The organism is Paenibacillus ilasis (assembly GCF_043195395.1).
Classification (GTDB): Bacteria; Bacillota; Bacilli; order Paenibacillales; family Paenibacillaceae; genus Paenibacillus_AQ; species Paenibacillus_AQ lautus.
Map to the genome: position 1 here is coordinate 2,687,687 of NZ_JBHDJG010000001.1, position 13,302 is coordinate 2,700,988.

Consider the following 13,302-nt stretch of genomic DNA (forward strand, 5'->3'; position numbering starts at 1 on the left):
TAAACTTACACTATTAGATAAAAGGACGGATAACGATGAAAAAACAGCAACCTCAGATTTCGGAGGATAGGATTTTGGAAGCCTCGTGGGAGTTACTTGGTGAGGAGGGGATCGAGAAATTCAGCATGAGACGATTGGCCGTTAGGCTAGGGATTCAGGCTCCCTCTATATACTGGTACTTTAAGAGCAAGCAGATTCTCTACCAGCGTCTGGCCAACCAGGTATCGAAAATCATTCTGGAGGAGTACCACTCCGAGGGGGACTGGAAGGAGCAGCTGAAGGGACTTGCGGTAACGGTCCGAAGCGTGCTCAGCCGGTATCCTTGCTCCACGCAGCTCATGATGTCGACGCTGCCCCACGAACCGGACATCATCCGGTTCACCAACCGTATGCTGCTCTGCGTGGAATCGACGCCGCTTGAGCAAGAGCAAAAAATACAAACGGTTCTTACGATTATGAATTATGTCTTCAACTTCGTTCTGGATGATTATGAGCACCAGCGCAATGTCTCCGCGATTCTTAAGGACCATGGAGCGGGAGCGCTTCCGGGTGAGGAAATGACTCGCCTTCTGGATTCCATGAGCGAGACGGATGCGGGACTGTTCCGGAGAATGTTCACGAACGGGCTGTTCGAACTAATGGGTACCGACAAGGCGTTCGAATTTGGCTTGAAGCTGATTCTGCTCGGGATTGAGCAGGTGATAAAGGAGCAGGAGAAGTAGGAAGTAAGAAACGCCCATCCGGTGATCGGATGGGCGTTTTTGAATAGGCTTACCATTTAGTCGCACCAAAATTCGCGCTATAAATGATACGTTGAACCGTATCATAAGTAATGGCAAGTTTTTTGCGGAATTTCTAGTAAGCTATGGATTTGTATATATGTGTGCAGGTTCCGGGATATGGTAACGTTTGAAAAGGTACATAGGGTTATCGTATTTTGGAGCATCCTCGTTACATCGCATTAGGGCCCTTTGTGATTAGAGCCATCACAGTGATGTTCATCTGAATTTTAGAAATTAAATGATAGGTGGATTAATGAATCTTTGGAGGTTCAGACTTCATCGTATCGTTAAGGTGGGTCACAAAAACACCTTCATTCGGGCCAGGGTTATTTCGAAACATTTTCGCTTCTTCGACCAGAACTTCGTCTGTATCCGTACCAAGTACCTTTATCGTCGCATCAATGAATGACGAAAGTGGCATCGCACGCGGTTCATCGTTATTGCTTTGAACCCACGGTGGCACCATTTCTATCACTTTTACCGAAGTGTCTTTAAGCATGTATCTTTGGGACAGCGTATAGGTATGAAGCGCTGCCTTCGTTGCGGAATATATAGCAGTTGCGGCTAACGGTACAAAACCAAGGATCGAAGTCGTGTTGATGACAATAGCTTCTTCTTTGGACTTCAGATGAACGATTAATGCAGATGTCAACCGAATTGGGCCTAACAAGTTTGTCTCGACCGTCGAAATCAAAACATCCTCATCGATCACGCCCGCCGCGTCATCGGGCTGTATGATGCCGGCGTTGTTAATCAAGACATTCAAATCCGGGAATTCTTCGATTAGCTGCTTGGCAACCACCTCTATGCTGGCAGGATCTTGTACATTCAATTCCACTGCGGACATACCGGGATTCGCTTGGATTGTCTCATCCAATCGCTCTTTACGTCGACCAGAGATAATAACTTTGTTTCCAAGATGGTGGAGAGCTTCTGCTAACGCACGTCCAATTCCCGAGCCGCCGCCTGTAATAAAAATCGTGTTTCCTGTAAGTTTCATGTTGTAAACCTCCTCTTGAATTGATCACATGTTGATCTATCAACATGAGTTTTATATAGTGAAAGTATCAGAGCGATAAATGGGGTTCAATGGTTAAAACAAGCTCAGTTGTTGATTTTTCAACACAGGACTTCAAAGTGACCATTTTTAGGATAGGTAAAGGGGAGAAGGATTATGACCAAGCGTATGCCAAAATCAAGGCAGGCGATTAATGATGCTTTTATGAGGCTAATGTCAGAAAAGGAATTCGAGCGCATAACGATTAATCAAATTGCGGCAGAAGCGAATGTCAATCGAGGAACGGTGTATCTGCATTTCGATGACAAGTACGATCTGCGCGAGCAATGCATAGCAGCTGAGATTAACCAGTTGCTTCGACATTGTATGTCTGGAGATGACCTGGCTTATCTTCCTTCCAAAACCGCACTACTTCACACTTTTGAATATTTGGAGCAGCATGCTTCTTTCTACTCGATTATGCTGAAGAGCAAGGGAAGCATGGTATTTCGAAACCAAATGGAGACCATGTTCAGAAAAAGTCTGATGGAACATCTGGATTCAATCAATCTCGATCAGGACAGGAACAGGGACATTACAGTACAATTTTTAATTTCAGCATCAGTGGGTGTATTGGAATGGTGGATTATCCGTTCGATGCCGTATCCGCCATCCGTCATGGTTGAACAATTTTGGAATTTGCTGAACCCAGTTGTCGAAGGACACGAACATCGTTCCATTGGAAGTCGCTAATTTGGCGGCTTTTTTTGTGTTTTCTTATGTTTGAGAGGATAGGAGGTGATAAACATAGTAAAGCCACTGAGGTGCAAGAGCACAACATACAAGTCAGTCAAATTCGAGTCAACCTCGAACTGGGAAACGCCCTTCTTGCTTTGGCGTTACTGCGGTCATTGCGGCGCCAAGTAGAGGAATAGGGCTTGGTGGATGAACGGGGGCATTCGTATCTTCCTTGACGAAGGTTCGTCTATCTACACTTTGCTTTAAGAAGCTAAGTGTCGGAGGACAGAAACATTGTCCCATGGAAAGTCGCTATTTTAGCGGCTTTTTTGTTTTATCGGGACAAGAACTTGTACCGATTGCCGTAAAGGACAAGAACATGGTCCGATTACCGATTAGATAAGTATCTAATTTAAGTTTCCATGCAATTTCATTAAGCTAACGGGAAGGTTAATTGAATAAATTGAGGAGAGTAGGTAGGTCAACGTGTCGGATATACACAAATTAGTTGAACAGTAACGAGCCAAAATCATCATTCAAAACAACTACTGAATTTTCATTCAAGTTCTGCTCATTATTATGAAACGCATTATAAATACACCTGTACAACGTAACGGGAAACGCTAAATTAATAAGATAATGAAGCTAGCTGGCTACATTCGGCTGCATTTCAATGAGATAATGGGCGTCACCTATGATAGGTAAATAAAAAACTCGGACTGTAGACTGAGCTATGAATCAGACTCAAGGTTGTTTTGGGGCACTCCATTCTCCAAGTAACATAAAGATACAATTCAATGGAAGGGAATGGTTATTATGTTCAACAAGAGGATTCCGCCTGATGTTAAAAATCTTATCTGCTTTGGCTTTTTGCGATTGCAGCAGGAGTTTTCGAAATGTTTATAGCTGTTGCTCAATTGTTATCCAACGAACCAGAAGTCGGAATTTTAATGTATCGTCCGGCTGCTAATTTCAAGCAGTATGCCATTTAGTATTATTAGTGGGTTTCGCAAGGCGAAAAGCAAATAAGAAAAACATCATATAAAAGGGGGAACAACATGAACAATCGTCTATTTTATATGGATCATCTGCGGACATTTCTCACGATTCTGGTTGTGTTCCATCATGCAGCGACGACATATGCTGTACCGGGTTCGTGGTATTTTTTTGATACGCTGCAAAAGCCAGATGCGAGTTTTGTGCTGATGCTGTTGTTTGTCTTTATCAACCAAGCGTTCTTTATGGGATTATTCTTCTTTATCGCGGGGTACTTCGTGCCCTCATCTTTTGATCGCAAAGGACCAAAGCCTTTTCTCAAAGATCGGCTGATGCGCTTGGGGATTCCGTTGATCGTTTATATCTTCCTCATCAGTCCAGTGATTTTATATACCACTACGCTCCACTACAACGCAAACGCTAGCAAAGTAGTGTCATTTTGGGAGTTTTATCGGACCCAGATCCTCAGCTTTGCAATCACAGAACCTGGACCACTCTGGTTTCTGCTCGCACTGCTTGTGTTTAATGCAGTTTACGCGCTTGTAAGTATGGTAAGGAAAGAGAGTGCACCGAAGAAGAGTATCCCTTTTCCATCGGTGAAAGTGCTTTTGCTTACTGCCACGCTCATTGGGCTTGTAACCTTCGGAATTCGGCAAATATTCCCGATTGGTACGCTGATATTTGGATTGAACTTTGGTTATTTTCCTGCATATATCGTACTCTTTATTGCAGGGATCATGGCGTACCGCAATCTTTGGTTAACGAGTATTCCACGTCGAACCGTGAAAATCATGGGCATCATCGCACTCGTTTTCCTGCCGATACTTCCGATCGCCGCTCTCATCCTCAATCCGACATTGAGTACCGGAGGGGGACTAAACACAAATGCCTTCATTTATGCCATGTGGGAGCCCTTTGTCGGATTTGGCATCTCGCTACTATTGTTGGCAGTGTACCGCAAATATAGCAATCAAACGAACGGATTTCTACGTAGTGTGGATGCTACCTCGTATACGGTTTATATCATCCATTCACTCGTATTGATCGCTTATAGCATTTGGTTGCACAGCGCGCAAATGCCTCCGTTTATTGAGTTTCTGATATTAGGTGGGTTAGGGACGATCACGAGTTATTTACTCGCTATGCTGATTCGGAAAATCCCTTACGCCAAGAAGATACTATAACCATTTTTAACTGGACAAGAACATGTTCCGATTACCGATTAGATAAATATTTAACTACTTTTCACTGCTCTAATTCATTAAGCTAACGGGCAGGATAACGGAATGAACCCGTAACAACCATAAAGAACTAATCAAAATCATCTGTATATCACATTAAAGGAACATCTTATGATTATATTTTCTTAAAGTCACACCAAAAGATCAAATGTATTGTGAAGCCATAATGACAAAGTTGATTACATCGTATGGCAGTCAGAGCAAGGCGACGCTTTTCTCTTCCGTCTTCAAATGCCGAAAGGGGAAGAGGCTTCCGACTTTGCCGGTCCCGTGCTCGTATCACTATCCACCGTTCAAAGCGAATCAGAAAGATATATAACATCAGCAATTCGGTCAGGTGATTACCTGGAATATACTTTAAAGGAGCCACGTGTTGTGTGGCTTCTTTTTGTATATCAAGTTGTGTAAATCTAGCGGATCTCCACGGCTACTTATGCTAATTTATGTTAAAATCGAAGCATAAAACTACAATTCGCATGATCGCAAAGAAACCGCAACAAGCGTATATCCCTGTTCAGGAGGAACTTAAATGCAAAAACGAATATTGCTCGTTGAAGACGACAACGACATTCATCAATTAATCGAGAGTCAGCTGCAACAAGAGGACTACTCCGTAGTTTCCGCACGTGATGGAGAGGAAGCCCTTGCACAGTTTCAAAGTGAGAAGTTTGATCTCATATTGCTCGATTTAATGCTGCCGAAGATCAATGGTATGGAATTGCTCAAGCAAATTCGAGGGACAAGCAAAGTCCCGGTCCTGATCATCTCAGCGAAAGGCAGCGATTTGGACAAGGCTTTAGGCCTTGGGTTTGGAGCGGATGATTATATCAGCAAGCCATTCTCCATGATCGAGCTCACAGCCAGAGTCCAGGCAGCTATTCGAAGGGCGACACTGTATGCGGAAACGGACAGCAAACCGGCCAAGCCTCCTGTGCTCAATTATCAGGACCTAGTTCTGGATCTGCATTCGTTCTCCGTAAAAGTCAAAGGAAACAACGTTTCGCTGACATCCAAGGAGTTTCACATCCTAAAGCTTCTGATGACCAATCACAGCAGGGTATTCACGAAGGAGCAAATCTACCAGCTCATCTGGAAAGATGATTACTATGGGAATGAGAACGTCATCAACGTACATATCCGCAGATTGCGGGAAAAAATTGAAGTTGATCCGTCCAATCCGCAATACATCCGGACAATTTGGGGAATCGGATACAAGTTGGGGGAGTAGGCCATGATCCTTTTTTTAACCGTCACGATGGGGCTGTTGATCTTGGTAATTGGCTGGCAATCATATCTGCATTATAAACGAAGTCAAAGCATTCTTGAAATCTCAAACCGAGTATCTGACATCCTGCAGCATGAAACGGCCGAGAAAGTGCTGGTATCGACAGGGGATGATCCGGTTCGTCAGCTGTTGATCCAGATCAACCGCCTCCTCGATAACAAGCAGAAGGTCTTTGCGGACTATGCCCGCACGAAGGACAGCCAACGGAAAATGATCTCGAATATGTCCCATGATCTGAAGACGCCGCTGACAGTCATTCTGGGTTATACGGAGAAATTAAATCAGCAGCATGCGTTAACTCCGCAAGAGAAGGAGCAGCTCATGGAGCGACTAAATGATAAAGTAAACAGTCTAATCTCATTGCTGAATCAGTTCTTTGATCTGGTCAAGATCGAATCGGAAGACTATGACATACCGCTTAGCAAAATTTCTCTCAGCGAGGTATGCAAGAGCAGCGTGCTCGAGTATTACGACCTGCTGGTATCCAACAACCTGCAGGTTCAGATCGACATACCAGAACGGCCATGCTTCTTCCTTGGCAACAAGGATGCTCTGCAGCGCATACTGAGTAATCTCATCTCGAATGCCATTCGCTATGGCAGTGACGGCGGAGTATTCGGGTTGACGGTTCGGGAAGAAGGAGGGTTCGTCGCTGTCGACGTGTGGGATCGCGGCAAAGGCATTGCAGAGATTCATCAGGAGCGTGTATTTGAGAGGCTCTATACGCTGGACGATGCGCGCAACCCGCAATTTCAAGGAAGCGGGCTGGGACTCAGCATTACGAAACGCTTAACGGAGGAAATGAATGGGTCCATCTGCTTGAGCAGCTCACAGAGTGAGCGAATGACGACCTTCACCTGCAAATTCAAGCAGTTAACCTACTGAAGCTAAACAAGAGAGGTTGTTCTTTCGTTCAACGTCTCTTTTTCTATGTGGTTCGTACACAGATTTCGATTCTTAAGAAACATGTAAGGATTGGGAAAGGAATATCTTCAATCTCTGGTCTATCCTTTAAATAACAAAGGAAACCAATCGTAAACAAGGCGGTGAATCTCAATGAATGCCATCATACAAACCTCCAAGCTGACGAAGATCGCAAATGGCAATACCATCGTATCCGGTGTCAATCTGAATGTGAGAAAGGGCGAAATTTTTGGTCTGCTGGGTCCCAACGGTGCAGGTAAAACGACAATCATGAAAATGCTCACCGGACTCATCTTGCCAACCTCCGGGACGATCATGCTGTTCGGCAAGCCATTCTCCGAAACCGCGAAGGAGGGACTGAAGCGAGTCGGAAGCATCATTGAATATCCCATCTTCTTCGAGCACCTGACAGCCGTGGAGAATCTTCAGCTTCACTGCGAATACTTGGGTTACTATGATCAGCAGGGGATGCGCCAAGCGTTGGATCTGGTCCAATTAACTGGTATTGAAGGTAAAAAAGTAAAGGAATTCTCCCTCGGCATGAAGCAGCGCCTAGGTATTGCACGAGCAGCCGTCACCAAACCGGAGCTGATCGTGCTTGATGAGCCCACAAATGGGCTGGACCCCATCGGGATCAAACACATGAGGGATTTGATTCGAACACTAAATCAGGAATATGGGATTACGTTTCTGCTGTCGAGCCATATCTTAGGCGAAATCGAGCAGGTGGCGGACCGGATCGGTGTCATTCGGCAGGGACAGTTGGTCGACGAAGTTTCTCTGCAGGAGTTACGCCGACATGGGACCGATTATATTGAAATACTGACCTCGAATGTGCAAAGATCGGCCTTCTTGCTGGAACAGCAGCTGCAAATTTCCAATATGAAGATTGTACATGGTCAGCGAATCCGGATCTATGATGCCGAGATATCGCCTGGACAGATCACGAAGCTGCTCGTAGCCCACGAGATCGAAATTGAGGAGATTCAGAAACATACCAGTACGCTCGAAGACTATTTCTATCATCAAATTCAGGGGAAGGGGTGAACCGATATGATGAAACTAATCGAGCTCGAATGGATGAAGCTGGAGCGGAAGAAGGTGATCGGCGAAGCGGTGATATACTGGATCATTCTGATGTTCCTGCCTTTCCTGATGCTGAGAGTAGTCTTTGCCGACATGCCGACGATTTCTTTTGGCGAGAGTTACGCAGCCGCCATGGATCTGATGCTGCCCATCCAGCTGGGGTTTCTCTTATTCGGCGCGTCCTTGATCAATCATGTATTCATTGAAGAGTACAAGAATAAGACGATCGCCCTATCATTCGGATACCCGATCAGTCGAAAAAGACTCGTGACGGCGAAAGTGCTGTTTATCTTCCTAGCTGTATTTCTCGGGACGATGATATCGTTCGTGTTGAGCGGTATTGCGACATATGCGTTCGATCAGGTGACGGATATCATTCCTGGAACGCCTACAGCAGCGGATCTTATGCATTATGCCGCTCGAGCGGTCATTCACTCCGTCGTTGTCGCACTTGCCTCGCTGGTTCCGCTGTTCTGGTTCGGCATCTGGAAGCGAGCGGTCATTCCGACGGTCATTTGCGCGATATTCATGATGCAGTTCCCGAATTTCAGTGGGTTGTTACGTATCACGTTGAACCATGATCTTCTTTATGCTTTATTCTGCCTGTTAGGCTTGGCAAGTGTCTTCTTGTCCGTAAAGTTCGTGAATAAACTAGGGGATTTGTAATGGAAGGATGGGGCAAAATGGCAGTTCATATAAATTCAGTCGAGTTGTCTAATGGAGAAAGAGCAAATTGAGAATGACCCTAGACTTGCCATGACGTTGCAGGCTAATCAGAGACCGAATCGGGATTATTTTGATCAAGCGATGGGCTTCCTGATGTTCAGTCAAAGCGCAGCGAAAGACCAGACACTAAAAGTATGCCTGGTTTAATTATTGGTTTAATAATTATAGATGTTTTAATAGCTGTAATTTTTGATAGATAGATCGTAATTGGTTTAGACAATCGTTGTAGACATAAATTTAGAGAATAATTACTTTTAAACGACAAAATCAGAGCTTATTTAAGTGGTGGGTTGCCGTGATTGTGAGTGGATGGAGTATCATAGAAGGAAAAAAGCAGAGAAGGGGCATAGCGTTGGCGTATGCTCCTATTTGTCGGGGTGTATATGTAGAAACCAACTCAATTTAATTCTTAACTCGAAGATATCTCACTTAGTCAAAAATGATTTTAATATCATATGAATATATTACTCTTCTCTTGTTTGTTATTTTCTTCTGCCCTCCTTTCCCACCGTGACTGTTGCGGTTAAAGAGTGGATTGCAAGGGCTGCCGCTGCCCAAATAAAGCGGCGTTTTTTATTTTAGGATTAAATAAAGGGGCACCCCATGGATATCAGAGGTCTATCAATAGTACGACTCTGAATGGCTTCGACATAGACGGAATCGCCGAGATCGTACGCCACCCGTAGGTCGCCGAGTCGTCAAAACGTAGGAAGCAGGACGACCTTCGGTCCACCTGCATCAAGACGTGCTTACAGATTGAAAAAAAGCTGATTTTCATGGTCAAGTATCATGTTTTATCAGTTCGGAATAAGCTACAATCATCGATCAGATTGGAGGCTTACTAATGATAAATAACCCCTATTTATGCTCATATAGTCGATTCCCTCAACCATCTTATTATTATCCGTATCCTGCACCATATTATGGCGTTTATTCTCCTAATGGCAACCATTTCGGGCATGGCATTGGTGTTCATGCTGGCAGTCAGCTTGGGGGTGATTATGGAGCAGGTATTTTTGTCGGTGGTCATCTCGGGAGTGGCCAAGGAATAGGAGCTCATGCTGGCAGCCATCTCGGTGGTGACTATGGAGTAGGAGTTCATGCTGGCGGCCAACTAGGTGGTGGTCATGGGATGGGAGTTCATGCAGGTGGATATCTTGGTGGAAAATATGGTGTCGGTGGTTATACTGGTGCACATCTTGGTGGGGGACATGGTTTTGGCTTCGATGCCGGTGCCCATTTAGGCGGTTATAGTGGTCAGTTCGGTTTCCAGTTTGGCGGACATAAGGATGAGTACCGGTGATAGAAAACGGTTCTTAAAAGGAAACAAGCTATCGTTTATCGGTAGCTTGTTTCTTATTCGTAGGGTTCCAGCCATATGTCGAGGGACAAGAACATGGTCCCTCGACATTTTCGAGGAGTGCCACCGAAATGTACCGACGCGGTTACGTCAAAGTCCTGCCTTGTCTTGATGATTCTCATTCTTACATCACCTTAGAATTAAATTGACCCCTTGAAAAAGGGGTCTTGGTACTAGGTCACGAATATGATATATATTCCAAAATGTGCTAGAATCGGTTCTTGCATGGCGTGGATTCGTATATATGTATGCAAATTTGCTGGCAGGACACAAAACAACAGACTAGTAGATCTGGCAACATGTTTGAGGGGGAATCAGTATATGATCCGCTATCCATTGTTACAGAAAGGGACGACGATAGGCGTCACCGCCCCATCATCCGGCGTAAAAGGACCTTTACACGAGTTGGTAAAACAGTCAATTGGCCGTTTGAAAGAGAAGGGCTATCCGGTGATTTGCGGGGAAACAGTATGGACTCAAGAGAAAGCAAAGTCGGCATCTGCCACTATAAGGTCTACAGAACTTAACGCTTTACTGCAGAACGAAAAGATTGGAATGATCTTCCCGCCATGGGGCGGAGAACTGTTGATCGAAATAGTGGATCGAATCGAATATGATCATATTCAGCCCAAGTGGATTCTCGGCTACTCAGATACGAGTGTTCTATTACTGGCTGTTACGCTCGCTACAGGAATAGCCACAGCTCACGGTACGAATCTGATCGATTTGAGAGGGGAATATGCGGACGAGACAACTGCAATGTGGGAAACCGTGCTGGCGACGCGGGTCGGTGAATCCGTTCAGCAATTTTCGTCAAAGCTGTTTCAAAAGACATGGGATCACGAAAATCCTTCGCCATGTGTTTTTCATCTAACCGAGTCTACCGCATGGCAAACATCAGGCAATAATGCCCGTGTACGCGGGCGTCTACTTGGGGGATGTATTGATGTCATCCGGCATTTGATTGGGACGCCGTATGGCAATGTACGGACATTCCAGAGTCAATTCATTCATGGCGAGCCGATTCTTTGGTATCTTGAAAATTGTGAATTGAACGTAACCGACCTTCGGCGTTCACTTGTACAAATGAGACTGGCCGGTTGGTTTGACCATTGTAGCGCCATCCTATTCGGCAGAAGCGATGCGAACAAGCCCATCGACGATTATGAAGTATTGGATGTGTACCGAGAGCTTGCGGAGGAGCTAGGCGTTCCAGTAGTCTACGATATCGACTGCGGTCATGTGCCCCCACAGATGACGTTCGTCAATGGAGCACTAGCGGAAGTCGAAGTAACGAATGGCATAGCCTCCGTAATACAGTTTTTCGAGTCGTAAGTCTTAATTTATGAGTGCCTAAAATTCATAGATGGATAAAGTAAGATCAAAGAAAGGGCCATCCCTCAGAGGATAGCCCTAAAACTTGCCGTTACAGACTAGGCGGTTTATGTTGGCTGATCAAGACATTACATTGGCTTGTCTATGGTGGGACAGAAATAATCCATGGCTCAGAAACTTGGATACCTGACTTGTTAAAAGATTTAGAGGATCTTTACCAGGAAATTGTGTAGTATCTTTAAGCTAACGGGAAACGATAACGAAATAGACACGTAGGCAGTCGGCGACGCGATCGGCTAAATTAGCGGCTTTCAATGTGAGCATAATCTTGTTCCCCGACAAATCATTATAGAATGCAAATTAGCGAGTAAATGTCCACACCAACTGTTTATTTGTTAACAAAAAAGGTATCGTTCCTCTGCAACGCATGTGAATTAATTTTTCTTTTCTCCTTCTTGCTACAATCCGTTCATCTGAGTTTACACTCTTAACGATCCCTCCTTAAAATATTTATCATGAAACAAAGCTAAAGTAGTTTTTGCATCTGTTATGGCCTCTAATAATGGTTTGCCTAATTGATCCGTTATTGATACGATATCTTCTTCATCTATTGGTGTATTTAAAATGGTGAAAATGTCAGATAATGGTTGATGAATTTGTTTGAGTGGACGTAAAATGGCATTAATTGAGTAATGGGCACTTCTCAAAGTACGAATAACTCGTAGCTGTTCAAGTTCCCGTTCTCCATATGCCCGATTACCATTGTTCATTCTTGGAACGGTAATAAGTCCGTTACGTTCCCAATTACGTACAGTTTCAGTTGTAGCATCCAGAAGTAGTGCTACTTCCTTTCGAGAATAAGTACGTGTACTGACCGTAGGTTCCTTTCTCAACCATTTTTCAACAACTTCTGCAGCAGGGGCCTGCCGGCAGATTTCAGGCAGGCGTTATTTCTTTTAGGTGAATAGTGCCATTATGTTTCTAGCACTTTGCAGTGAGCTGGGCCGGTCGCAAATAAAGATTAAAGTATCACAACATCGTAAGTAATGGAGAATAGAAGCGGTTGCTCTTATCATCGACGGAGGGTATTCCGTAAAGTTTTGCCCTTTGACGCTTGAGGAGCTTGCAGCAACCCTGTTGATTTGTTCCGGAAGCCATTGTATAATGATTTAGTTATTGATCAATCACTTTTGATAGGAGGAAGAAGAGGATGGCTAAACCCGAAACAACGACAGTTAATCGCAGATCCGAGATTATCTCCGCAGCGATCGAAGTGTTCGCAGAAATCGGATACTACCGAGCTACGACGGCGCAGGTGGCGGAACGGGCGAAAATTTCGCAGCCTTACGTCTTCCGTTTTTTCGCGACTAAGGAAAATTTATTGCTGGCCGCCCTGGAGGTTTCTTGGTCCCGGGTCATCGAATCATTCCGTAAGTTGGTGGAGACGACTTCGCCAGAATTGCTGGAGACCAAGCTTATTCAGGAGTACATGAACATCCAGGAGATGTACCAGAACGAGGTGCTTTTGCAGATGCAGGCGCAGACCATTCGGGAAGATGCAATCCAGGAGACGATGCGGAGCGGCTTTAAGGAAGTCCGTGATATGGTGCTGACTGCCTTCCGCGAAGCTGGTATTGATAAGCCCGAAGAGAGAACGATGCTGTTTCTCGCCCGTGGAATGCTGTGCAATGTTGCCGTTGCGATTAATTTGCCTGAATTGATGAAAGGATGAGGAGGTGAAATTTGTTCCAAATGGTTATTGACCAACTGATAACGATCTGATATAGTGAAATCACCAAGTTAGTAATTGATCAATCACTAACAGAAGAAAC

The 13,302-nt window shown here is 44.7% G+C and carries 13 protein-coding genes; 11 read left to right on the forward strand and 2 right to left on the reverse strand.

Annotated features, from left to right (window positions below):
* Positions 1-35: 35 nt before the first annotated feature.
* The gene (locus ACETK5_RS12315) at positions 36-722 is read left to right on the forward strand and encodes a TetR/AcrR family transcriptional regulator (RefSeq protein ID WP_394055895.1); all 687 of its coding nucleotides are present in this window, start codon (positions 36-38) and stop codon (positions 720-722) included.
* Between the two features lie 310 nt (positions 723-1,032).
* On the opposite strand, the gene ACETK5_RS12320 is transcribed toward ACETK5_RS12315, so the two are convergent.
* Entirely contained in the window at positions 1,033-1,782 is a 750-nt protein-coding gene (locus ACETK5_RS12320; protein WP_100537145.1) for an SDR family oxidoreductase, read from the reverse strand.
* 174 nt (positions 1,783-1,956) lie between these two features.
* Between ACETK5_RS12320 and ACETK5_RS12325 the strand changes: the two genes are divergently transcribed.
* The 9 genes from ACETK5_RS12325 (at position 1,957) to ACETK5_RS12365 (ending at position 11,470) form a co-directional block, all read left to right on the forward strand.
* Complete coding sequence (locus tag ACETK5_RS12325; RefSeq protein ID WP_394055898.1) at positions 1,957-2,532, forward strand: TetR/AcrR family transcriptional regulator; 576 nt, start codon at positions 1,957-1,959, stop codon at positions 2,530-2,532.
* A gap of 1,043 nt (positions 2,533-3,575) precedes the next feature.
* Positions 3,576-4,697 carry an acyltransferase family protein gene (locus tag ACETK5_RS12330; RefSeq protein ID WP_394055900.1) on the forward strand — a complete coding sequence of 374 codons (1,122 nt, stop codon included), beginning with the start codon at positions 3,576-3,578 and terminating at the stop codon, positions 4,695-4,697.
* A 586-nt stretch (positions 4,698-5,283) separates the two neighbouring features.
* The gene (locus ACETK5_RS12335) at positions 5,284-5,982 is read left to right on the forward strand and encodes a response regulator transcription factor (protein WP_394055902.1); all 699 of its coding nucleotides are present in this window, start codon (positions 5,284-5,286) and stop codon (positions 5,980-5,982) included.
* A gap of 3 nt (positions 5,983-5,985) precedes the next feature.
* On the forward strand, positions 5,986-6,924 hold the full coding sequence (locus ACETK5_RS12340; RefSeq protein WP_394055904.1) for a sensor histidine kinase: 939 nt from the start codon (positions 5,986-5,988) through the stop codon (positions 6,922-6,924).
* Positions 6,925-7,095: 171 nt separating this feature from the next.
* Positions 7,096-8,010, forward strand: coding sequence for an ATP-binding cassette domain-containing protein (locus ACETK5_RS12345; RefSeq protein ID WP_394055906.1), 915 nt, complete (start codon positions 7,096-7,098; stop codon positions 8,008-8,010).
* Between the two features lie 6 nt (positions 8,011-8,016).
* Positions 8,017-8,715 carry an ABC transporter permease gene (locus ACETK5_RS12350; RefSeq protein ID WP_100537139.1) on the forward strand — a complete coding sequence of 233 codons (699 nt, stop codon included), beginning with the start codon at positions 8,017-8,019 and terminating at the stop codon, positions 8,713-8,715.
* A 51-nt stretch (positions 8,716-8,766) separates the two neighbouring features.
* Complete coding sequence (locus tag ACETK5_RS12355) at positions 8,767-8,922, forward strand: hypothetical protein (RefSeq protein WP_394055908.1); 156 nt, start codon at positions 8,767-8,769, stop codon at positions 8,920-8,922.
* Between the two features lie 697 nt (positions 8,923-9,619).
* Entirely contained in the window at positions 9,620-10,078 is a 459-nt protein-coding gene (locus ACETK5_RS12360) for a hypothetical protein (RefSeq protein ID WP_394055910.1), read from the forward strand.
* Positions 10,079-10,456: 378 nt separating this feature from the next.
* Entirely contained in the window at positions 10,457-11,470 is a 1,014-nt protein-coding gene (locus tag ACETK5_RS12365; RefSeq protein ID WP_326113771.1) for a S66 family peptidase, read from the forward strand.
* Between the two features lie 479 nt (positions 11,471-11,949).
* On the opposite strand, the gene ACETK5_RS12370 is transcribed toward ACETK5_RS12365, so the two are convergent.
* Positions 11,950-12,363, reverse strand: a complete 414-nt coding sequence (locus tag ACETK5_RS12370; protein WP_394055912.1) for a MerR family transcriptional regulator — start codon at positions 12,361-12,363, stop codon at positions 11,950-11,952.
* A gap of 317 nt (positions 12,364-12,680) precedes the next feature.
* On the opposite strand from ACETK5_RS12370, the gene ACETK5_RS12375 reads away from it, so the two are divergent.
* A complete protein-coding gene (locus ACETK5_RS12375; protein WP_394055914.1) occupies positions 12,681-13,202 on the forward strand; it encodes a TetR/AcrR family transcriptional regulator in 522 nt (173 codons plus the stop codon).
* Positions 13,203-13,302 lie beyond the last annotated feature (100 nt).